Origin of the sequence: Desulfosporosinus paludis (assembly GCF_045689965.1) — a bacterium.
Classification (GTDB): domain Bacteria; phylum Bacillota; class Desulfitobacteriia; order Desulfitobacteriales; family Desulfitobacteriaceae; genus Desulfosporosinus; species Desulfosporosinus paludis.
This window is the reverse complement of the sequence record NZ_CP144211.1, coordinates 570,015-592,021: the sequence shown is the minus strand read 5'-3', so window position 1 is coordinate 592,021 and position 22,007 is coordinate 570,015. Positions and strand designations below refer to the sequence as shown.

Sequence of the window (22,007 nt, the reverse complement as noted above, 5' to 3'; positions counted from 1 at the left end):
GGAGAAGTATGTTAAACCAGAAGTTTTCAAATTCATCTTCAGAATATGGTAGATTTATGGATCGAACCGACACACCCCCTAAGGTGAGTCTCTGGGAAATGTTGTCGGTCATAAAAGAAATTTTGTTTGACGCGAAATCTCGCACTCCCCAAGGGAAACTTCCAGAAGTTAGGTCAGAAATGCTGCCATTTCTGGTTCCGGGAGAAACATTGAAGTTCATCTGGTTTGGGCATTCTACGCTTCTCTTAAATATGGATGGTCAGACCATTTTAATCGATCCGGTTTTCTCAAAATTCGCTTCACCTATCAATTTTATCAACAAGCGTTTTCAACCGGCTGTCATTACTCTTGAAGAGCTTCCGCCTATTGATGATATAGTAATTTCTCATAATCACTACGATCATCTCGATAAAAAAACCATCAAATTCTTTAGAAATAAAGCTACTAAATTTATAGTTCCGCTTGGTGTCGGAAAACATCTTCGTGACTGGGGTATTTCTAGTTCGCGTATTTCTGAACTCAACTGGGGTGAGTCTCTCACCAGTAATGCTCTTACCTATACAGCAGCTCCTGCTCGTCACTTTTCAGGACGCGGACTTTTTGACTCTAATAAAACTCTTTGGGCGTCTTGGGTTATTCAAGGGAAGTTGGAGAAAATCTTCTATAGCGGGGATTCAAGCTACAGTAATCACTTTAAGGAGATCGGTAACCGCTTTGGCCCTTTCGACCTCGCGTTCATTGAAAATGGGCAATACGATAAACGTTGGATAGACGCCCACATGCTGCCCGAAGAAACCATTCAAGCTGTGATTGACCTCAAAGCTCGAACATTCGTGCCTGTGCATTGGGGAATGTTTGATATGGCCGTTCACAACTGGTCAGAGCCAGTAAAGTGTATTTACAAACTTGCGAAAACTCACGAGCTTCCTATAATTACTCCTCGTTTTGGTGAAGTAGTGGAAATTATTTCTCGGCAAACCTACTTTCCTTGGTGGGAATCGCTGATTTAGCTACTTACAACCGCAAAATTTTCAAGGGTTTGATAATCTATGACGCGCCAGCACTAGCACATTACTCACACGGTTATGCCGCAGGGAAACACAGCATGACTGTGGGTAATCTATGCATCATTTTCACTTAATCATGACTCTTTCGAGGGTCTAAAGGAGCTGAAAAGTTTAATAGCTATTGGGATAAATATTTAATCGTTCAATTCACTCCGTTTTATCTCCGTGTTTTCGTTATAGAAAGGGCATTCTGCCCCGTGCCAAGATATTTCCGTAACTCCATCGTCACAACAAAACTGACGAATCATATATGCATCACAAAGATCATTTGATTGTCCGTATAAACATTTTGAACAAGTTTCAAAATCCACTTATATATCACTCCTTCTATGGTAGACGGCGAATAAATAAATAAATAAATCTCCCAACTAAATAATGCCCAACATAAATTTTTTTATCGGTTGGAAAATCAAGCAACCTAAATTGGAAAACGAAAGTATTCCGAATATGCAGCGAAAAGAGGTAGAACTGGGAATTACATTCCCGAGTTCTACCTCTCGTTTAGCGAGACTTCCTGTATACTCCCGATCTTTTCTCCAACCAGAACATAACTCTCATAGCCCAGCATAGTTTGTTTAATGATGTCTTCATCAATTTTGACTTTATCCGACTCAAAAAATAGGATCACTGTGGAACCACCATATTTAAAATAGCCTTTTTCATCTCCGCGACGTACGCGTTTTTGGGGAGTATATGTTTGAATAATTGAACCGACGCAGGTTGCTCCTACTTCGACATACAAAACATCACCGAAATGATCGGAATGGAATATACTCCATTCTCGTTTATTTTCGCAAAAAAGTTTCTTTACCTTTTGAAGAGCGACGGGATTGACAGAGTAATAAGCTCCTTTAATTTTTTTAGTAGTTTCACACGTTCCACTATCTATAAAATGATACCGATGATAATCTGTGGGGCAGAGTCTTAAAATTAGGCAAGTTCCTTTTTGGTATTTCTCTGCAATTTGCTCATTTCTAATCAAATCTCTGAGGCTATAGGTAAAACCTTTGACTTGAACCAGTTTATCCAAATCTATTTCTTCATAGGCAAAAAGCCTTCCATCTCCAAATGAAATAAGGGATTGGTTGTCTGGATCTATAGGACGTGCCTTGGGTTTTAATTTTCGATAAAAGAAGTCATTAAAGGATGAGAAATCTTTAGACTTCTTTTCAGAAATAGACATATCTATGTTAAAATGCTCTATAAAGGTATTAACCTTTATTTTGCTTATTCTTCTGCTCAAATACCAACCATAGAGGCTTGAAAACAATTTTTTCTTTAATACAGCTTCTAAGAAACTCATACCTATGGGGGAAGAGTAGGTCCAATTTAATACTTTTTCTCCGGCTACCTTTTCTATTTCATAGGATTTATTTTCCCTATTATAATACTTGATCAAATGCATCACTCCTATAGAGGACATTGTAAGTATTCTTTGAGGTTTAATCAAGTCTCTGCGGTGAATAATGTTCTGAAGATTTGCTGCTGCATAACGTCCCGTAAGCAGTACACTTTCCTACAAAAGTGTACTGCTTACGGGATATTTATTTATGCCGAATGTCCTTAAAACCTATTAATTATAGAGGGTTTAACGTTTTCAGCCTAAGGGAAAAGGCCATTGATTCCTACAAAATAATATCGACAGTAATTGGCAGGAGGTTCTTGTTTTTATATCTTGATTTATGGCATAAATTTTGCAATTAAGAATATTTAGATTATTTAACCAATATAAAAGAAGGAGTGAGCGAGAATCAATCGAGCTGGGGAACTCATTAGGAAAGGGGGTAAGGGGGTATGGCAGGGCTTGTACTTGTTTATACAGGCAACGGAAAGGGTAAGACCACTGCAGCTATTGGATTGAGTGTACGAGCGCTCGGGCATAACCAAACCGTCGGATTTCTACAATTCATGAAAGGGAGCAAAAATTACGGAGAAGTAAAGATTGCCTCCATGTTGCCCAATTTTACCTTGGTTCAATCAGGTCAGGAATCTTTTGTCTCATATGAAAATCCTGATCCAATTGACATTAAAATGGCTCAAGAAGGGTATGAACTCGCTGAAAAATGGTTTGAAGAGGATAAATTTGATCTTATTGTTCTTGATGAAATCCTCGTAGCGGTGGCTTTTAAGCTAATATCGGTGGCTCAAGTCTTAGACTTAGTCCAAAAGAAACCGACACATCTAAATTTGGTTTTAACGGGTCGTTACGCCGCACCTGAAATTATGGAAATCGCTGACACTGTAACGGAAATGACGGAAAAAAGGCACGCTTATAACCAAGGGGTTGAGGCAAAGGCGGGGATGGAATTTTGAACAGAGAAGCACTCGACCAATGGATAGCACGACTTTTTGAACGTGATCGAAGGGCAGCGGCAAAACTTATTTCTTGGGTGGAAGATGACATAGAGCGAGAGTATATTATGCGTTCTATTCTCAAACAAACGAAACAACAAATGGTTGTTGGAATAACAGGACCACCTGGTGCCGGAAAAAGCTCATTAGTGGAAGCGTTGACAAAACTATACCGATCTAATAACGAGAGAGTAGGGATTGTCGCAGTCGACCCTAGCAGTCCTTATTCGGGAGGGGCAATCTTAGGGGATCGCATTCGCATGCAGGCCCACGGCACAGACCGGGATGTATTCATCCGCAGCTTAGGGACACGAGGGCATTTAGGTGGGGTCACACGTTCAACCTTAGATATCTTGAGGATTTTAGAAGGCGGAGGGTTTAGGCGTCTTCTTCTGGAAACGGTTGGAGTTGGTCAATCTGAGCTGGAAATCATGCAAATGGCTGACACTGTCGTAGTCGTGCTTAACCCAGGGACGGGGGATGGAATTCAGGCCATCAAAGCAGGAATTATGGAAGTCGCGGATATTTTCGTAATCAATAAATCTGATTTGCCTGGGTCTGAACGCATGAAGAATGACATCGAGATGATGTTAAACCTGAGTTGTGACGGAAAGACCTGGCGGCCACCAGTTGTTCTGACCAGTGTGATTAATAGTACCGGCTTGGAAACTTTATTTGAAAAGATCGAGGCACACCAAGTGCATTTATTAAAATCCGGGCAAAGAGATGAGCGCCGCAAAGAGCGTCTTCGTTTGGAAGTCTGGCGCCAATGGGAAGATAAAATCCTGGCAGAGTTCGAGAGAGTCTGGGAAGCGACAAGAGAAAAATTGGAGAATTATGATCAAGCAGATCCTTACGAAGTAGCGCAAATGCTATGGAAAGAGCGTTTTAAAGGAGGATAAATGGGATGAGTAATAATTTCTTGCGCTGGAAAGCGAACTATGATGCACAGAAGGAGCGGAAAGGGCCGTTTTTTACAGTTTCTAGTGTTCCGATTGATCCACTCTATGCACCTGGGCATATGACAGACATTGATTACGAGAAGGATCTGGGAAATCCTGGAGAGTATCCCTACACTCGTGGTGTTCGTTCGAATATGTACCGCGGGCGCCTTTGGACCATGCGCCAGTTTGCAGGTTTTGCTACAGCGAAAGAATCCAATGAACGGTATAAATTTTTACTTAGCCAGGGTCAAACTGGTTTAAGTGTTGCCTTTGATATGCCCACGATTATGGGTTATGATTCGGATCATCCGCGTGCTTACGGAGAGGTCGGTCGTGTTGGGGTAGCCATTGATTCTCTGGCTGATATGGAAATTCTGTTTAATGATATCCCACTCGATAAAGTGAGTACATCGATGACGATCAATGCGCCAGCCTCTATCATTTGGTCAATGTACATTGTTGCTGCGGAGAAGCAAGGTGTTCCTGCCAATAAACTAACGGGAACAATCCAAAATGATATTCTTAAAGAATACATTGCCCAAAAATCGTGGATTTTTCCTCCAGAGCCCTCATTGCGCCTCATTACAGATATCTTTGGTTACGCCAAAGAAAATGTACCTAAGTGGAATACTATTAGTATCAGTGGCTACCACATTCGGGAAGCGGGAGCAACGGCACTGCAAGAATTGGCCTTCACGCTTGCAGATGGATTTGCTTATGTTGAGGCTGGAATCAAAGCTGGCCTTGATGTGGACGATTTTGCTCCCCGCCTGTCGTTTTTCTTTAACTCCCATACGGATTTCTTTGAGGAAATTGCTAAATATCGAGCAGCTCGCCGCATCTGGGCACGCCACATGAAGGAAAAGTATGGGGCTAAAAAAGAAGAAAGCCTATTATTGCGTTTCCATACCCAAACCGCTGGCTGCTCCTTAACAGGTCCGCAGCCAGAAAATAACATTGTGAGAACCGCTTATCAAGCGATGGCTGCTGTTTTAGGGGGCACTCAATCATTGCATACAAATTCCATGGATGAGGTTTTAGCGTTACCGTCACAAAAGGCCGTTCAAATTGCTCTTCGAACGCAACAAGTTCTCGCTTATGAAACGGGCGTTGTGAATACCATCGATCCTTTGGCAGGTTCGTATTTTGTAGAGACCTTGACCAATCAGATGGAAGAAGGGGTCGAGGAGTACTTCCGCAAGATTGATGAATTGGGTGGGGTTCTGGGCGCTATCCGCGAAAATTTCTTCCAGCAGGAAATAGCAGATGCGGCTTACCGCTATCAGCAAGAGATTGAAAGCAAAGATCGGATTATTGTAGGTGTTAACGAATTTGTCAATGAGGGAAAAGTTGAAATCGAGTTGCTGAAAATAGATCCTGAAGTTGAGAGAGCTCAAGTTCGCAGGCTTCAAGCAATGAAACAGGAACGAGACAATATCCGGGTTCAAACGACATTAGCCGACTTGAAGACAGCGGCTCAAGAATCTGGTAATTTGATTCCGAAAATTATTGATGCTGTACGGGCCTATGCTACCGAGGGAGAGATGATTGCCGTTCTTAAAGAAGTGTTCGGAGAGTATCGAGAACAAGCCGTATTTTAAGTACTGAGGGGGAGGGAAAGTTATGAAGAAGACTCGAATTCGCGTGTTGGTTGGCAAGCCCGGATTGGACGGACATGACCGGGGTGCTAAAGTGATCGCTCGGGCACTTCGTGATGCAGGAATGGAAGTCATATACTCAGGTTTGCATCAAACGCCGGAGCAGATCGTGGAAGCCGCTATCCAAGAAGATGTGGATGTCATAGGCATTAGTGTTCTATCGGGAGCGCACATGACGATATTTCCAAGAATCAAAGAACTCCTCAAAGAACAGGATGCTGAAGACATTGTACTGATGGGCGGAGGCACGCTTCCCGAGGAAGATGTTACGTCGCTTTTAGAGGCTGGACATGCGGAAGCGCTGTTTACGCCGGGAGCACCTACGACAGAGATTGTGAATTGGATTAGGGAGAAATTGACGGCAGTTAATGAAGACGTTATTTAAGTGCATAACGTTTATAACCTGATATAGGCACTTTAATCGTTTAACCTACAGTCCATAGAGGCTTAAGGCGATAGAGTATAAAGGATAGATAAAAGGGGGGAACCTTATGAGCGACTTAGCCTTGGAAGCACGTTCCCGCGCAGGGAACAAATTCAAGGGAGGCTTAAATTGTTCTGAGTCGATTCTTCAAGCGTTTAATGAATTGTTAAACTATCCGGTGAATCCAGAAAGTTTAAAAATGGCGAGTGGGTTTGGCGGAGGCTTAGGACATGCAGGATGTATGTGTGGAGCGTTGACGAGTTCAGCTATGATTTTAGGATTATTGACGGGTCGCGTAGATCCGGGACAAGATCGAGAGCCAATTTACGAACAAGCCTGTGATTTTCATAATCGATTTGAACATCAATTCGGAGGAACTTGCTGTCGTGCCATAAATCCTCATGAGTTTGACTCTCCTGAACATTTGCGCCATTGCCTTAAACTTACTGGGGGCACTGCAAAATTATTGATGGAGTATATCCAGGAAAAGGAACTGGTCAACAAGGAGTTCTCTTGGAATGTTTAAACCACACTTTTAGCGTGTTTAAGGGTATAGTGATGTAAGAGACGTAAAATTGAGTACGAGCCTTGGGAAGACCTTGGTTAAAAATCATGTGTCAATACAATTTTCGAAGAGGTTGATTCATAACTCTTAGTTAGAGGTGGGTCAATCTCTAATTTTTTCCAGTCTAAAATCTTAACAAAACACAAAAAATATAGGCTAATTTAAAATCTTAAAATTGACCTTTTTTAAAAAAAATTTAGGAGGTACGTTATGGATAACCTTTCTCAATCGACTCAAGGCAATGTTGAGCAAGCACCGTTTGGGGCAATCCATCACAATTTATCGGACATAATGCCAACTTCATCGGAAATCGGTAATCTCTGGGAATCTTATTATGCGGAATGTATGTCGGTGGCTTTTCTTAAAAATTATGTCGAACACTCTAAAGATACAGATATAAAACCCGTCTTACAACAGGCTCTGGATATTTCGACTCAGCGGGTGCAAACCATGGAAACCCTTTTTAATTCAATTAATCACCCTATTCCAGAAGCCTTCGGTGATAAGGATGTCAATGCTAAGGCTAAGCCATTATTCTCCGAACCGTTTCGATTACTCTATACCAGACTTATGCATAAGTATATTTTAATCAATTATACGAAAGCGTTAACCTCTTCCTATCGTTCAGACTTTCGTAATTTTTTCTCTTCATGTATAAAAACTTCGGATGAGATTTTTCAAAGAGCTACCGATGTGCTTTTAGGGAAAGGGATATTAATGAAAAGCCCCAACATTTTAATTCCTGACAGGGTGGATTATGTACATAATAAAAGCTATTTTGGCAAATTTTTCGGAGAACAAAAAAGACCTTTAAATGCCTTGGAGATCGGTGAGATTTACTCAATTATTGAAATTCAGTATCTGACAAGAACTTTAAAGTTAGGCTATAGTCAAGTTGTCAAGTCAGAAAAGATTAAGAATTATCTATCCAGCTCCAAAGAAAAGACGGATAAGAATCTGGAAAAGCTTACGTTATTTTTAGAAAAAGAAAATATTGTAGTTCCGATGATTTCTGATATTTTCGTCACCGATTCTGAGGAGTCCCCGTTGAGTGATCGATTGATTCTCAGCCATTCAACGGCAGTTGCAGCTTTTGCGATTACCGAAATTGGACTCGCAATGCCGGATATATCACGAAAAGATTTAGTTTTGACAATGCGTAATCTAGTCACTGATATTCTACTTATTGCCAAGGAAGGGGCAGAATTAATGATTGAAGCCGGTTGGCTTGAAAAAATACCTGAAACAGTTGATCGTGAAGAATTATTGCATTAATCGGTGTGTTAGAATTTGCATATTGGTGTAATCAATTCGATTTTTAAACTCCTAACAGTTTAATAGCTATATCAAAAACAGGCAAACCTATAACATAAAGGTTTGTCTGTTTTCCTTTAAATGTTATCTAAAAGCAATTTATTTATTTGTAATCATTATATTATTTTGGAGTTATAAATTAATAAATAGAATATAAATAAAAGATAACAAGATATCATATCCGGAAATATATTTGTTATGTATTAAAAATCAATCTTTATACTATTTTTATGTATTTCTCAATTATTTTTATGACATTTTTATGCAGTTAGGATCTATAATAAGGCTGAATTTAGAGTAAAACAGAATTTGGGAGGAAAAATAGAATGATGATAGTAGGAGGTAATGGTTCCACGAAACGGTAGGAGAGTGATGATTAAGGGGATTAATGATCATGCAATTATTTCAATTAGTGGAGGCAGTTTTAGCCGGGATTTCTATAGTGGTAATCCTATTGCTTTTCTTTATTGTTCTTGAAAGGTATCAGGTTGCCTCTGGCAAAGAGATGTTTACCGATAAATGTATCAATTATCTGGAGAAGATTCATAACCTGACAGCACTGAAAAGCGATGAGAAAGCGGATGTTCGAGAATATTACCTTTCTGGCAAGGTTAAAATTATGGAAGTATATTTTCACGAACGACCAGACGAAAAAAACCAAGTTGAGACATCAAGGGGGGAGACGAATGGCTGACATGATCCTGGGTGGTATCGTGGCCCTCGGTCTTTTAATCTATCTTAGTTACACTTTATTGAAAGCGGAGGAATTATGATGACTGCTAATGATTTCTTGCAATTAGGGTTTTACCTGGTTGTGCTTGTCCTATTGGCAATTCCCCTCGGTCGGTATATGGCCAAGGTGCTGCAGGGTGAACAAACGTTGATAGACAGGGTCATGGGACCGCTGGAAAGGTTGGTTTATCGTGTCAGTGGGATTGATAGTACCAAAGAAATGGGCTGGAAGGAGTATGCTTTAGCCTTGATGGCCTTTAACCTTCTTGGCATTGTAACTCTCTTTATTCTACAACTGGCGCAAGGAATCTTGCCCTTTAATCCCCAGGGATTTGGAGCGATGCGTTGGGATCTGGCCTTAAACACTGCCGTCAGTTTCGTCACCAACACCAATTGGCAGGCTTATTCCGGTGAATCCACCATGAGTTACTTTACTCAAATGGCGGGTATGACAGTGCATAACTTTGTGTCTGCCGCAACTGGTATTGCGGTAGCAGTGGCCTTGATAAGAGGATTTACCAGACGTCAGACCAAGTCAATCGGCAATTTCTGGGTAGACCTAACACGTGCTGTTCTAAAGATCTTGTTGCCGCTCGCCATTGTTGGGGCCTTGCTTTTGGTTTCCCAGGGAGTGATTCAGAACTTGTCTCCCTATCTCACGGTGCATACGGTCCAAGGAGCTAATCAGACACTGGCGATGGGCCCTGTAGCTTCCCAGGAAGCGATCAAGGAATTAGGCACAAACGGCGGCGGCTTCTTCAATGCCAACTCCGCTCACCCCTTTGAAAACCCGACTCCATTCAGCAATTTGCTGGAGATGTTATTTATTCTGGTGATCCCGGTAGGATTGACCTTCACCTTCGGCCATATGGTTAAAGATATCAAACAAGGCCGAGTGATTTTCATCGCAGCTCTAATGTTGCTGGTGATTATGATAGGCACCACTTATAGCTCGGAAATCGCTGGTAATCCTCTCATTAGTAAGATTGGAATTACCGGAGCCTCCGTTATGGAAGGTAAAGAAGTCAGGTTTGGAGTTGTTAACTCTGCCTTGTTTGCAACCATCACCACGGTCACTTCCAGCGGAGCCGTAAATGCAATGCATGACAGCCTTACGCCTTTAGGCGGCCTGATACCTATGTTGGGAATCATGCTGGGTGAATGCGTGTTCGGCGGTGTTGGGGCCGGGCTCTACAGTATTCTCACCTTTGTGATATTGACGGTGTTTATCGTGGGGCTGATGGTCGGTCGAACTCCGGAATACCTCGGAAAGAAAATCGAAGGTTTTGAGATGAAAATGGCGGTCTTAGTGGTCCTGATCCCGTCGGCCTGCATTCTAATAGGCAGTTCTCTGGCCTCGGTCATTCCCGCCGGAACTTCCTCTCTAGCTAACTCCGGGCCGCATGGTCTCAGTGAAATGTTGTATGCCTTTGCCTCAGCCTCAGGCAATAACGGCAGTGCTTTTGCCGGGCTAAATGCTAACACTTACTTTTATAACCTAGCTCTGGCAACAGCAATGTTTGTAGGCCGCTTTGGTGTAATCTTACCGCTCTTAGCCATTTCCGGGAGTATGGCCAACAAAAAAATTGCCCCTGTTAGTGCTGGTACTTTTCAGACAACAGGCGGAATATTTGCAGGCCTGTTGTCCGGCGTCATAGTGATTGTTGGTGCTTTGACCTTTTTCCCAGCTTTGGCTTTGGGGCCAATCGTAGAACAGCTATTAATGTGGGCTGGCAAGGCCTTTTAAGGGGGAACTTAAGAATTATGAGCAAAAAGTCAAGTTTGGACCGAGGCATTCTCGCCCAAGCAGTGAAAGAATCCTTTACAAAGTTGGATCCCCGGGTCATGTGGAAAAATCCAGTGATGCTCGTGGTAGAAATATTAGCTGTGCTTACCACGTATTTTACCATCAGAGACATCGCGGTTGGGCGAGCTGGGGATTTTTGGTTTGACGGACAGATCGCCCTCTGGTTGTGGATTACCGTCTTGTTTGCCAACTTTGCTGAAGCTCTGGCTGAAGGTCGTGGTAAAGCACAGGCTGACACCCTGCGCAAAACCAAAAGTGAGACAATCGCTAAGAAAATTTCAGGAGGTAAAACAGAGGGTATTTCCGCTTCCGCGTTACGTAAGGATGACGTTGTTCTGGTCGAGACAGGGGACATTATTCCCGGTGATGGGGAAGTCATTGAAGGGATTGCCTCAGTCGATGAGAGCGCAATTACCGGTGAATCGGCACCGGTCATTAGAGAGTCTGGCGGTGACCGAAGCTCGGTTACGGGTGGCACCAAAGTTTTATCCGACTGGATTAAGGTTAGAATCACGGCTAATCCAGGAGAAACCTTCCTGGATCGAATGATCAGCCTGGTTGAAGGAGCAAAGCGGCAAAAAACGCCTAATGAAATTGCCTTAACAATTCTCTTAATTGGGTTAACGATTGTCTTCCTGCTTGCTGTGGCAACATTGGAGCCTTATGCCATCTACTCCGGGGCTACACTATCAATCCCGGTGTTGGCGGCATTGATGGTTTGTCTAATCCCTACCACTATTGGGGGGTTGCTCAGTGCGATTGGAATAGCCGGCATGGATCGCTTATTGAAACGGAATGTCTTAGCTATGTCCGGGCGAGCAGTAGAAGCTGCCGGAGATGTCGGAGTGCTGCTCTTAGATAAAACCGGTACGATCACCCTTGGCAACAGAATGGCGACAGAATTTGTTCCGGCGCCCGGTGTTTCTCCTGAAAAATTAGCGGATGCGGCCCAACTGTCATCCTTAGCGGATGAGACTCCGGAAGGACGCAGTATTGTGATCCTAGCCAAAGAAAAGTACAATTTGCGGGAACGTGATATTAACAGTTTAGGAGCTGAATTCATACCATTTAGCGCACACACCCGGATGAGTGGTGTGAACCTGCAAGGACGGGAAATCCGCAAAGGGGCTATGGATTCGATTGAGAAGTATTTACGGGAAAAAGGGGAAACCCTGGCCCCAGGGGTGAAAGCTGCCGTTGAAAGCATCGCTAAAAAAGGCGGTACTCCCTTAGTGGTCGCTGAAGATGGTCAAGCTTTGGGAGTCATATATCTCAAAGATGTCGTTAAAGGAGGCATCAACGAAAGATTCGCCCAGCTTCGTCGGATGGGGATCAAGACCGTTATGATTACAGGGGATAACCCATTAACAGCTGCTGCTATCGCTGCCGAAGCCGGGGTGGACGATTTTTTAGCCGAAGCAACCCCTGAAAATAAACTAACGTTAATTCGGGAGTATCAAGGCAAAGGAAATCTGGTAGCAATGACCGGCGACGGGACAAACGATGCTCCGGCCTTAGCTCAGTCCGATGTCGGGGTAGCCATGAACAGCGGTACTCAGGCAGCTAAAGAAGCCGGAAATATGGTTGATTTGGATAGCAATCCCACAAAGCTCATCGAGATCGTTGAAATCGGAAAACAGCTCCTGATGACCAGAGGAGCTCTGACTACTTTCAGTATTGCGAATGATGTTGCTAAATACTTTGCCATTATTCCAGCTCTGTTTGTGGTCACTTATCCGGAATTGGGCACCCTAAATATAATGCATTTAGCTACGGCACAGAGTGCCATACTCTCTGCAGTAATTTTCAACGCCTTGATTATCATCGCCCTAGTACCTTTAGCTTTGCGCGGGATCGCATATCGTCCTCTGGGAGCAAATGCGATTTTGAAGCGAAACCTCTTAATCTACGGGTTGGGAGGCTTGATTGCCCCCTTTATTGGAATAAAGTTAATCGATATGTTACTGGTTGCTTTAGGATTAAGTTAAGGTGTTAAACGGAAAGGATGGGAATTTTGATGCTAAAGACTTGGGGCAGGGCTTTTATGTTATTATTAGTTATGACAATCATCACCGGGATTGCCTATCCCTTAGTTGTTACGGGCCTGGCGCAGTTGATGTTTCCGCATCAGGCCAACGGCTCTATGGCATACCAAAACGGAAAACCGGTTGGCTCGGAGATGATAGGTCAAAACTTCAGTGATCCACGATACTTTCATGGCCGTCCTTCGGCAGCAGGGAAAGACGGTTATGATGCCACGAGTTCTGGCGGTTCGAACATGGGACCGACGAACAAGTCTTTTTTGGATCAGGTTGCCAAGCAAGCGGATCAAGTTAGAGCTGACAACGGTCTATCTTCCAATACCCATGTACCCAGCGACCTAATTACGGCTTCGGCAAGTGGACTGGACCCAGATATCACTCCGACCGCCGCCCAGATTCAGGTAGCAAGAGTAGCCAAAGCCAGAAATATGAGTGGACAAAAAGTACAGGCTCTGGTTGATCAGTATACGGAAGGCCGACAATTTGGTTTTCTCGGAGAACCTCGCGTCAATGTCCTGAAATTGAACCTGGCTTTGGATGAACAATAAAGATGTGAGTTATATCATTATGTTTCTGCAACGATATTCGGGTGGGTAAAGAAGCAATGTTTTAATGAAGTTGGTGATAGCAATATGGACAGGGAGAAACGATTAGATCCGGATGAATTATTAGCCAGCCTGCATAAGGAAGGGTATGGAAAGCTGACAGTTTTTTTGGGTGCAATGGCCGGTGTAGGTAAGACCTATGCTATGTTGGAGGTTGCTAAAGAGAGATTAGCTGAGGGTCAAGATATAGTCGTTGGCTTAGTCGAAACGCATCAACGGGTGGAAACTGAAGCAATGCTGCAGGGAATGCCTATCATTCCGACTCGTTCCCTAGAATATAGGGGCAGAGTTTTTCAAGAGATGGATTTGGACGCAATCCTTACTCGTCATCCCCAGATTGTGTTGGTCGATGAACTGGCTCATACCAATATCCCGGGTTCCCGCCATGTCAAGCGCTACCAAGATGTTGAGGAATTATTGGCTTCGGGTATCAATGTTCATACTACGTTGAATATCCAGCACGTGGAAAGTTTTAATGATGTAGTGGCGCAGATTACCGAGGTTAACGTACGCGAAACAGTCCCTGACCGAATTCTAGAGATTGCTTCTCAGATTCAATTAGTCGATATTCCCCCGGAAGAGTTGATTCAGCGGCTAAAAGACGGCAAAGTTTATGTCCCAGACCAAGCGGCCGATGCTATGAAAAAGTTTTTTCGGCCGGGAAATATCAATGCTTTGCGCGAGATTTCGATGCGTTATACGGCACAACGGGTGGACCGTCAATTGGAATCATATATGAGGATGCACGGTATTGAGGGTCCTTGGCCAACAGGGGAAAAAGTTTTGGTGTGTATTGGGTCTAGCCCCTTTTCAGGAAAATTAATTCGACATGCTAAACGTATGGGGACCCGACTTAAGGCGGAATTAATCGCTGTTCATGTTGAACCACAAGGTCGCCAGCCTAATGGTGAAGCTGAGAAAGACGCGATGGCCCAAAACCTGCGGTTAGCGGAAAAGCTGGGCGCTGAAACTGTGGCCCTAAATGGAGATGATGTGGCGGCAGAGATTCTGGAATTAGCTAGAAGGCGCAATGTTTCTCAGATTATTATCGGGAAGCCGGAACAAACCATGTTACGGGAATGGATGCACGGTTCCATCGTGAACAAAGTCATTAGAAACAGTCACGGGATGAGTGTTCATATCATCGCAGGACGTCGGGGAGGAGATAAACCGGAAGTAAATAATCAGACCAAAGATCAACAGATTAAACACCTTCACCCCAAAAACTTGTCCATAACATCGTATGTTTGGTCCGTTCTGATGATGGCGGGCCTTACTTTGCTGATTGAGCCCATTAAGAATTATTTGGGAACGATCAATATTTGTATGCTTTATCTCTTGCCGGTGCTTATAAGTTCAGCCCGTTGGGGAAGAAAGCCGGCAATAATTTCTTCAGTCGTAGGTGCTATAACGTTTGACTTCTTATTTGTTCCTCCACTTTATAGCTTTACGGTCAGCGATATTCGCTATTTTATTAGTTTTATTATTTTCATGCTAGTGGGTATAGTAACGGGAACCCTTTCGGCGAGATTGAAAAATCAGATCTGCTATTCACGTCAACGGGAGAACCGGGTAGCTACCTTATATTCCCTAAGCCGGGATATTGCGGCTGTGGATAAATTGGAGAACGTCCTTGAGAGTATCGTCCGGAAAGTGGCTGATACTTTGGAAGGACAAGTGGTTCTTCTGCTGCCGGATGTAAATGGCAAATTAGTCTTAATGCAAAGTTCAAGTCCTGATTCTTTTTTGAACGACAGCGAACAGGCTGTGGCAACTTGGGTGTTTGAGCGGGGACAAAAAGCCGGGCGGGGAACGGAGACCTTGGGGGCAGCCTCCGGACTCTATTTGCCACTCAGTATCGAACAGGGTACACAAGGAGTATTAGGTATTCGCTTTCACCATAGCGAAGGGCAGTTTGATCCGGAACGCATTCGGCTTTTGGAAGCCGTTGCTGGCTTAGCTGCGATGGCGATTAACAGAATTAAACTAGCGGAAGAAGCTAGGCAAGCCCATACCCTGGCGGAATCTGAGCGTTTGCGTACGGCATTATTTAATTCCCTTTCCCATGATTTACGAACACCGTTAGCCTCAATTATCGGTGCTGCAACAGGTCTGTTGGAAGATCATAACGAGATTTATTCCCCAGAAGCCCGTCATGATTTGTTGCAAACAATCCTTCAGGGAGCGGAGCGGATGAACAGATTTGTCAGCAACCTGTTGGATATGGCCCGCTTAGAAAGCGGGATGCTCAAGTTAAACAAGGATTGGTGCGACATTCAGGATATAATAGGAGTTGCGGTGAATAGACTAGGGACTGTTGTCACCAGTCGTCCTTTAGATATAGAGGTTCCGGAAAATTTACCGTTGGTTCGAGCGGATTATGTATTGATCGAACAAGTACTGATTAACCTGTTGGACAACGCCCAGAAGTATTCGGAACCGAACAGTAAAATTATTGTTTCGGTTCGGCAAAAAGGCCAGCATTTGGAGATTAATGTAGCGAATCGAGGCCACGGGATTCCTGAGACAGATTTGAGTAAGGTGTTTGATAAGTTTTACCGACTCAGTTCTCCGCTGCAAGTTAGCGGTACGGGGTTAGGACTTGCGATTTGTAAAGGTATCATAGAAGTTCACGGTGGAGAGATTTGGGCGGAAAACAATGATTTGGAGGGAGTAACAATAATATTTACTTTGCCTTTAACAGATGGAACAGAAAATCTGCCTCTTGGAGAGGCTGCTAACGATTGAACTCGTTTAACTAAAGTTGAACATCGAGACTTCGGTGGGGGAGTCTACCCCCTTCGCCACAATGTGTTCCTATTGGGAAAGGCGCTTTACGTAAGTTTCCACTGGGGACTTATGTCACTGGAGACTGTCGTCACAGAGGCTAAGTATGGGGGCCACTCCCACTTATAGAACTGGGAGTCTCAACGATTGGTTGACTACCCCACATTGATCTTTATAATTTAAAGAAGGAGATTAATATGGAGACGAAAGGACCACGAATTTTAATAGTTGACGATGAGTTGCAAATTCGCCGATTTTTGCGGATTAGCCTTACGAGCCACGGCTATGATGTAAAAGATGTGGGGACTGGTAAAGAGGCTCTGGATGTAGTAACAACTTTTGCTCCAAACCTTGTTATTTTAGATTTAGGATTACCCGACCTTGATGGTCTTGAGGTACTACACATTTTACGGGAATGGTCTAAGGTACCGATCATCATTCTCTCAGCCAAAGAACAAGAACAAGCAAAGATTATTGCCTTAGATTCAGGCGCCGACGATTATGTCACCAAGCCATTCGGGATGGGCGAATTATTGGCTCGAATTCGGACAGGTTTACGGCATACGATAGCCATTGGTGAAGAACCTGTCTTGAAATTTGACGATTTATCGATTGATTTAGCTCATCGCAACGTGAAATTATTGGAAGTAGAAATAAAACTAACCCCCACAGAGTACGAATTAGTAAAACACTTGGCTATCAATGCTGGAAAGGTGCTGACGCACAGGTTTTTACTTCACGCGGTTTGGGGAGAAATCTTTGAGAATAATATCCAGTACCTTAGAGTTTACATGGGACAGCTTAGGCGAAAGATAGAGCTGGATCCCTCTCGCCCACGACATATCATCACTGAGCCGGGCGTCGGTTACCGATTGCTTTAACTATATTATACTTAATCCTTCCTCTGCAGTAGATGCGGAGGATTTTTTATCAGAATCAATCAAATGACCATATTAGACCTTATCTTCTTACCAAAGATTCCTTTGGAAAATTTGAAGCAACTGCCAACATAAAAATATATTAAAAATTTATTATTTTAAATAAATTCAGATTTTTTAACCTTTAATCTTTATGAATTTTTTATGGTAAAGCAGACCTTAATATACTTTCTTTTTGAGGATTTTGGGCTATAATAAGGCAATCAAGAAGTATTCTATATCGGTCGGAATTTTAATGATTAAGAAAAGGCTCTGTATATATTACTGAGCCTGTATCTTATTACAATGTCTTTTTGGACCATTGTACCTTTTTAAAGACAATAAAATTAGAGGAGGATATCAATTTATTGTGAAGATCACATAAGTCTATTCACTTTGCAAATAATTTTAAATAGAATAAATCTATAGTTTATCAAAGATAAACTCAGAAGAAGGTGTTTTTTATGGCTTCGGCCAGCAGCAAATTAATTTGGTTAAGGTTAAGAATGTTAATATTTGGATGTCCTCTTGAAACGCAAAGTGCGGAAAATCATAAGGTTGGTATCTTTGGCGGAATCCCTATCTTTGGTTCTGATGTTATATCTTCTCAGGGCTATGCTCCAGATGCAATTTTGTACGTTTTAATTTTGGCTGGAACTGCAGGCTACGCCGCATCGATGAAGGTCACGACCGCTATCATTCTATTGTTTTTAAGCATTTTAATGCTCTATCGCCGTACAATTCAAAAATATGCTCAGGGCGGAGGGTCCTACACCGTTGCTCATGCCTATTTAGGAGAAAAGATGGGGCTGTTGGCTGGTGCTAGTCTGAGTATAGATTATATTTTAACTGTGGCTGTTAGTGTTAGTTCAGCTGTTGAGAATCTTACGGGAATCTTTCGTTGGTTAGAACCAACTCCTCACAAGGTATTGGCCGATTGTCTTATCATTTTATTTATGACCGTGGTTAACTTGCGTGGATTAAAAGAGTCAGCACGACTATTTTCACTGCCAGTATATACTTATATAATCAGTATTTTCGCACTTGTGGGTTTTGGAATGTTTAAGTATTTGGTGTATGGTATAACTCCTATGCCGCATTCTCAGAGCATAATTGCTGCTAATGCCCAAAGTTTAACTGTGTTTGTATTTTTACGGGCTATGGCAGCGGGTACTACAGCTTTGACAGGGACTGAAGCAGTAAGCAACGGTGTAACAGCTTTCAAAGCTCCAGCCCAGAAGAAAGCTATTAAAACCTTATTTGTGCTCGGATTCATTGTGGCGGTTGGACTTGCTGGGTTGGTGTTCCTAGCAAGTAAATATCAGCTAATACCAAGTGATGATAATACAATTATAAACCAGCTAGGATTGTTGATTTTTGGCAAGACAATTATGTATTATATTTTAATGGCAGGAATAGCAATTATTTTGGTTATAGCCGCAAACACACCCTTTGTAGGTTTGCCGATCCTCTTAAGTTTGATGGCCCGTGATGGGTATGCCCCTCGCTATTTTAAAAATCTTGGTGACCGTTTGGTGTATAGTGCAGGAATTTGGACCTTAAGCATTATAGGTTTGGTGTTGATTATTATTTTCCAAGGTGATACCCATAGCATGTTACCTTTATATGCCATCGGAGTGTTTATCAGCTTTTCTCTAACCGGTTTTGGCTTGGCGAAACATTGCATTCAGACCAAACCTAAAACATATTATAGAGACTTGGCAATCTTCTCATTTGGTGGTATTGTGTCGTTCCTGATGTTCTTGATATTCTTGATAACAAAATTCACTGAAGGAGCATGGTTGGTAGCAATTATTATCCCGTTGCTTATGTTTTTCTTCAATGTTGTAGCAAAGGTTTATAAGCACGAAATCACGCTTATTAAACCTACAAAAGAAGATATTGAATTATTCAATAAGGAAATCACTAGAATTTTTAATCGCCGTTCAAATGTTGACATTTCAGAATATCGAAGCAAAATTGTTGTCCCAGTATTTGATTTAAACAGAATAGTTCTTCAGGCGCTTCAATATGGATATGAGTTGACTCCATTGATTTCGGCAGTTCACATAGCCTCTGATAAGGAAAGGGCAGAAAAACTGCAAAGACATTGGAAACAAAGCGATATTCAAATAGACCTAGAAATTGTAGATTCGCCTTATAGAGCTACTGTTCAAGACCTGTTACAGTACTTGGATAATCTTGAGAAAGATCCACGGTATACAACCGTTACTTTGGTTATTCCCGAATTTGTCCCGCCAAAGTTATGGCAGAACTTCCTGCACAACCAGACTGGACAGTTAATGAAACTGTTACTTTTGCTTCACAAGAATATTCTAGTGACAAGCGTACCATATCATCCACCTGTTAACGAATAAGAAAATGAGACCATTTAACTAGGAGTGTGCTACTCTAGAGTTAAGTGGTCTTATTGTTTTAAAATCGTAGTAAACTTTGGAGGGGTAGTGGCTTATTAAACAATAGCCTCTTTGACTATTATTTTTGTCATAGGTCCGTTTTTTCGCTATGTTTCGCCGTCAATTTGGAATATAGTTGTCTGCAGGGATATTTTCCATGTTGATCTTGGGGAGAGATAAAGGAGGGCCTTGTTATGAATAAGACGATTACCTCAATGTATTTTAGCGCAACAGGTACGACTAAAAAAATAGTATCTGGAATAGCCAAGAAGCTTTCGGAAAATGTGTCTGAGAAACCTGATTGGAAAATAGTCACAAACAATCTTGATTTTACTTTACCAGGAGTCAGGTTGAAACCAGTGTCTTTTTCAGAACAAGACGTCGTAATTATCGGAGTTCCCGTCTATGCAGGAAGAGTCCCTAATGTCTTACTAAACTATCTAAATACTATTAGTGGTCATGGCGCTTTAGCGGTCCCTGTCGTTGTCTATGGAAATAGAAATTATGACGATGCTTTAATAGAATTGAACGATATTCTTAAGTTTAACGGTTTTAAGGTCATTGCAGCAGGGGCATTTATTGGAGAACACTCATTTTCGTTAACCCTTGCTAAGAACAGACCGGATGAGAAAGACATGGTTATCGTCGATGATTTTGCAGATCGCCTACATACGAAACTAATAACTCCGGGGGAATTTCAGACGGTAGCTGTCAAAGGAAATCAACCTTATAGAAACTATTACAAGCCTAAAAATAAAGACGATAATCCAGTGGATATAAGGAAGGTAACTCCAAAAACAAATAGCCATTGCATTGACTGTAAACTTTGTGTTGAGGTTTGTCCTATGGGTTCCATTGATAGAGACGATGTCTCTAAACTGTGTGGTATTTGTATTAAATGTGGTGCATGTGTTAAAAATTGTCCTTCACAGGCAAAGTATTATGATGATCCCGATTATTTAAGACATAAAGAAGAATTAGAAATAGAATATACTGCTCGAAGAGAGCCGGAATTATTTCTCTAAGATGATCTGGAAATTTCAAAACAGATCGTGATGTTCGCCTCGAAAGCCCTGTCTACTGAAGGGCTTATTTTATTTAACAGGCTAATAAGCATTTGAATGCCTAAAAAATCCGGGTATGAACTCAGAGGCGGCAATCGGCGCTTGATGGGAGGAGAAATGTCATGAACATTAGTACTAAACAACTTAAACCAGATATCATAATCATTGGTGCAGGGATTATTGGCTTAAGTGTGGCTTATCACCTTCTGGAGGCTGATCCCCAACGATCCATTATTCTATTGGAAAAAGAAAGATTACTAGGTCTGGGTTCTACAGGGAAATGCACAGGGGGGATACGCTACCAATTTAGCAGTTCTTTGCTTCGTCAGCTTAGCCTTCTCAGCAGGGATTTCTTCCTTGATTTTGAGTTGGCATTTGATACGCCGATCTGGTATCGGGAAAGAGGCTATTTAATGCTGGCCTCTGATGAAGGATTGTGGGCGGATCTGAAATTCGCCACGGAACAGGCCAAGGGCGATAATATACCGATAAAAGTATTGTCCCAAGAAGACCTCGAAAGAAATTTTCCATATCTGCAGAGAGACCATTACTTGGGTGGGACCTTGGGGCAATGGGATGCCTATGCTGACCCGTATGCCGTTTTGGCAGCTCTTTATGCCTCAGTACGGCGCCGAGGAGTTCCCGTGTATTTCGAATGTGAAGTAAAGAAAATTATCCGTCAGGGAGATGCGGTCGCAGGCGTTGAGACGACGCAAGGCACCTTTTTAAGTCCGATTATTGTCAATGCTGCCGGTCCTTATGCCGCCAGGTTAGCTGTCACGGCAGGGGTTAACCTTCCCGTACAGTCCTTTCGCCGTCAGGTTTATGTCTGTACTAATCCCAAAGATGTGCCGTCCGCAACTCCTCTGATTGTCGATTTAGCCTCAGGATTTTATCTGCATCAGGAAGCCAGCGCCAAGACCGTTTTATTGGGAGGAACCGATAAAGACACGCGGCCTGGATTACACGAAATCGTTGACAAATCTCTGGCGGAAGATTTCTTTTTGGCTGCGATGGAGACAATCCCTTCTGCGATCAATATTAAATGGCTGCGCACGTATACGGGGATACGTGAGCAAACTCCGGATTTTCATCCGATTATTGGTGAAGTACCAGGTTTAAAAGGGCTTTATCTAACGAGCGGTTTTGGCGGTCATGGCTTTATGCATGCTCCGGCCGTTGGACGCATCTCAGCAGACCTGATTTTAAAGGGTAAGAGTGAGCAAGTTGGTAGTGACTTATTCCATCTTGAACGATTCTCTAAAGGTTGCCTGTCAGAATCCTTCGTTTTTTAATTGATCTAGTTTTCCGA

General features: G+C 42.6%; 18 protein-coding genes. 17 read left to right on the top strand and 1 reads right to left on the bottom strand.

What is annotated here, in order from left to right:
• The first annotated feature begins 8 nt into the window (after nt 1–8).
• Nucleotides 9–1,010, top strand: coding sequence for an MBL fold metallo-hydrolase (locus tag VZF35_RS02980; protein WP_407310843.1), 1,002 nt, complete (start codon nt 9–11; stop codon nt 1,008–1,010).
• A gap of 547 nt (nt 1,011–1,557) precedes the next feature.
• Here the strand turns inward: VZF35_RS02980 and VZF35_RS02975 are convergent.
• Nucleotides 1,558–2,466 (bottom strand): phosphatidylserine decarboxylase, encoded by a 909-nt coding sequence (locus VZF35_RS02975; RefSeq protein WP_407310841.1) that lies wholly within the window; start codon nt 2,464–2,466, stop codon nt 1,558–1,560.
• A 395-nt stretch (nt 2,467–2,861) separates the two neighbouring features.
• Here VZF35_RS02975 and VZF35_RS02970 point away from each other — a divergent pair, with 395 nt between their 5' ends.
• From VZF35_RS02970 to VZF35_RS02895, 16 genes are all read left to right on the top strand, one after another.
• Complete coding sequence (locus tag VZF35_RS02970; protein ID WP_407310839.1) at nt 2,862–3,380, top strand: cob(I)yrinic acid a,c-diamide adenosyltransferase; 519 nt, start codon at nt 2,862–2,864, stop codon at nt 3,378–3,380.
• Nucleotides 3,377–4,321: a methylmalonyl Co-A mutase-associated GTPase MeaB gene (gene meaB, locus VZF35_RS02965; RefSeq protein ID WP_407310837.1), complete on the top strand. Its 945-nt coding sequence runs from the start codon at nt 3,377–3,379 to the stop codon at nt 4,319–4,321. The genes VZF35_RS02970 and meaB overlap by 4 nt, the downstream gene beginning before the upstream one ends.
• A gap of 5 nt (nt 4,322–4,326) precedes the next feature.
• Nucleotides 4,327–5,964, top strand: coding sequence for a methylmalonyl-CoA mutase (locus VZF35_RS02960; RefSeq protein WP_407310835.1), 1,638 nt, complete (start codon nt 4,327–4,329; stop codon nt 5,962–5,964).
• A gap of 22 nt (nt 5,965–5,986) precedes the next feature.
• Nucleotides 5,987–6,406: a cobalamin B12-binding domain-containing protein gene (locus VZF35_RS02955; RefSeq protein ID WP_407310833.1), complete on the top strand. Its 420-nt coding sequence runs from the start codon at nt 5,987–5,989 to the stop codon at nt 6,404–6,406.
• Nucleotides 6,407–6,512: 106 nt separating this feature from the next.
• Complete coding sequence (locus VZF35_RS02950; RefSeq protein ID WP_407310831.1) at nt 6,513–6,971, top strand: C-GCAxxG-C-C family protein; 459 nt, start codon at nt 6,513–6,515, stop codon at nt 6,969–6,971.
• Between the two features lie 249 nt (nt 6,972–7,220).
• The gene (locus VZF35_RS02945; RefSeq protein ID WP_407310829.1) at nt 7,221–8,285 is read left to right on the top strand and encodes a DUF3231 family protein; all 1,065 of its coding nucleotides are present in this window, start codon (nt 7,221–7,223) and stop codon (nt 8,283–8,285) included.
• Nucleotides 8,286–8,718: 433 nt separating this feature from the next.
• The gene (locus VZF35_RS02940) at nt 8,719–9,018 is read left to right on the top strand and encodes a hypothetical protein (protein WP_407310827.1); all 300 of its coding nucleotides are present in this window, start codon (nt 8,719–8,721) and stop codon (nt 9,016–9,018) included.
• Nucleotides 9,011–9,097 carry a K(+)-transporting ATPase subunit F gene (kdpF, locus tag VZF35_RS02935; RefSeq protein ID WP_407314422.1) on the top strand — a complete coding sequence of 29 codons (87 nt, stop codon included), beginning with the start codon at nt 9,011–9,013 and terminating at the stop codon, nt 9,095–9,097. The genes VZF35_RS02940 and kdpF overlap by 8 nt, the downstream gene beginning before the upstream one ends.
• The gene (gene kdpA / locus VZF35_RS02930) at nt 9,097–10,803 is read left to right on the top strand and encodes a potassium-transporting ATPase subunit KdpA (protein ID WP_407314420.1); all 1,707 of its coding nucleotides are present in this window, start codon (nt 9,097–9,099) and stop codon (nt 10,801–10,803) included. Before kdpF ends, kdpA begins: the two co-directional genes overlap by 1 nt.
• A gap of 17 nt (nt 10,804–10,820) precedes the next feature.
• On the top strand, nt 10,821–12,851 hold the full coding sequence (gene kdpB, locus VZF35_RS02925) for a potassium-transporting ATPase subunit KdpB (RefSeq protein ID WP_407310825.1): 2,031 nt from the start codon (nt 10,821–10,823) through the stop codon (nt 12,849–12,851).
• Between the two features lie 29 nt (nt 12,852–12,880).
• Entirely contained in the window at nt 12,881–13,453 is a 573-nt protein-coding gene (gene kdpC, locus VZF35_RS02920; RefSeq protein ID WP_407310823.1) for a potassium-transporting ATPase subunit KdpC, read from the top strand.
• 84 nt (nt 13,454–13,537) lie between these two features.
• Complete coding sequence (locus VZF35_RS02915; RefSeq protein ID WP_407310821.1) at nt 13,538–16,258, top strand: DUF4118 domain-containing protein; 2,721 nt, start codon at nt 13,538–13,540, stop codon at nt 16,256–16,258.
• A 236-nt stretch (nt 16,259–16,494) separates the two neighbouring features.
• Nucleotides 16,495–17,178 carry a response regulator gene (locus VZF35_RS02910; RefSeq protein ID WP_407310819.1) on the top strand — a complete coding sequence of 228 codons (684 nt, stop codon included), beginning with the start codon at nt 16,495–16,497 and terminating at the stop codon, nt 17,176–17,178.
• Between the two features lie 500 nt (nt 17,179–17,678).
• Entirely contained in the window at nt 17,679–19,592 is a 1,914-nt protein-coding gene (locus VZF35_RS02905; protein WP_407310817.1) for an APC family permease, read from the top strand.
• A gap of 233 nt (nt 19,593–19,825) precedes the next feature.
• Nucleotides 19,826–20,656: an EFR1 family ferrodoxin gene (locus VZF35_RS02900; RefSeq protein ID WP_407310815.1), complete on the top strand. Its 831-nt coding sequence runs from the start codon at nt 19,826–19,828 to the stop codon at nt 20,654–20,656.
• A gap of 161 nt (nt 20,657–20,817) precedes the next feature.
• Complete coding sequence (locus tag VZF35_RS02895; protein ID WP_407310813.1) at nt 20,818–21,990, top strand: NAD(P)/FAD-dependent oxidoreductase; 1,173 nt, start codon at nt 20,818–20,820, stop codon at nt 21,988–21,990.
• Nucleotides 21,991–22,007: the final 17 nt, after the last annotated feature.

Bases quoted from the DNA above. Each gene is read 5' to 3' on its own strand.
- VZF35_RS02980 (WP_407310843.1), top strand. From the start codon at position 9: ATGTTAAACCAGAAGTTTTCAAATTCATCTTCAGAATATGGTAGATTT.
- VZF35_RS02970 (WP_407310839.1), top strand. From the start codon at position 2,862: ATGGCAGGGCTTGTACTTGTTTATACAGGCAACGGAAAGGGTAAGACC.
- VZF35_RS02960 (WP_407310835.1), top strand. From the start codon at position 4,327: ATGAGTAATAATTTCTTGCGCTGGAAAGCGAACTATGATGCACAGAAG.
- VZF35_RS02955 (WP_407310833.1), top strand. From the start codon at position 5,987: ATGAAGAAGACTCGAATTCGCGTGTTGGTTGGCAAGCCCGGATTGGAC.
- VZF35_RS02950 (WP_407310831.1), top strand. From the start codon at position 6,513: ATGAGCGACTTAGCCTTGGAAGCACGTTCCCGCGCAGGGAACAAATTC.
- VZF35_RS02945 (WP_407310829.1), top strand. From the start codon at position 7,221: ATGGATAACCTTTCTCAATCGACTCAAGGCAATGTTGAGCAAGCACCG.
- VZF35_RS02940 (WP_407310827.1), top strand. From the start codon at position 8,719: ATGCAATTATTTCAATTAGTGGAGGCAGTTTTAGCCGGGATTTCTATA.
- kdpF (WP_407314422.1), top strand. From the start codon at position 9,011: ATGGCTGACATGATCCTGGGTGGTATCGTGGCCCTCGGTCTTTTAATC.
- kdpA (WP_407314420.1), top strand. From the start codon at position 9,097: ATGACTGCTAATGATTTCTTGCAATTAGGGTTTTACCTGGTTGTGCTT.
- kdpB (WP_407310825.1), top strand. From the start codon at position 10,821: ATGAGCAAAAAGTCAAGTTTGGACCGAGGCATTCTCGCCCAAGCAGTG.
- kdpC (WP_407310823.1), top strand. From the start codon at position 12,881: ATGCTAAAGACTTGGGGCAGGGCTTTTATGTTATTATTAGTTATGACA.
- VZF35_RS02915 (WP_407310821.1), top strand. From the start codon at position 13,538: ATGGACAGGGAGAAACGATTAGATCCGGATGAATTATTAGCCAGCCTG.
- VZF35_RS02910 (WP_407310819.1), top strand. From the start codon at position 16,495: ATGGAGACGAAAGGACCACGAATTTTAATAGTTGACGATGAGTTGCAA.
- VZF35_RS02905 (WP_407310817.1), top strand. From the start codon at position 17,679: ATGGCTTCGGCCAGCAGCAAATTAATTTGGTTAAGGTTAAGAATGTTA.
- VZF35_RS02900 (WP_407310815.1), top strand. From the start codon at position 19,826: ATGAATAAGACGATTACCTCAATGTATTTTAGCGCAACAGGTACGACT.
- VZF35_RS02895 (WP_407310813.1), top strand. From the start codon at position 20,818: ATGAACATTAGTACTAAACAACTTAAACCAGATATCATAATCATTGGT.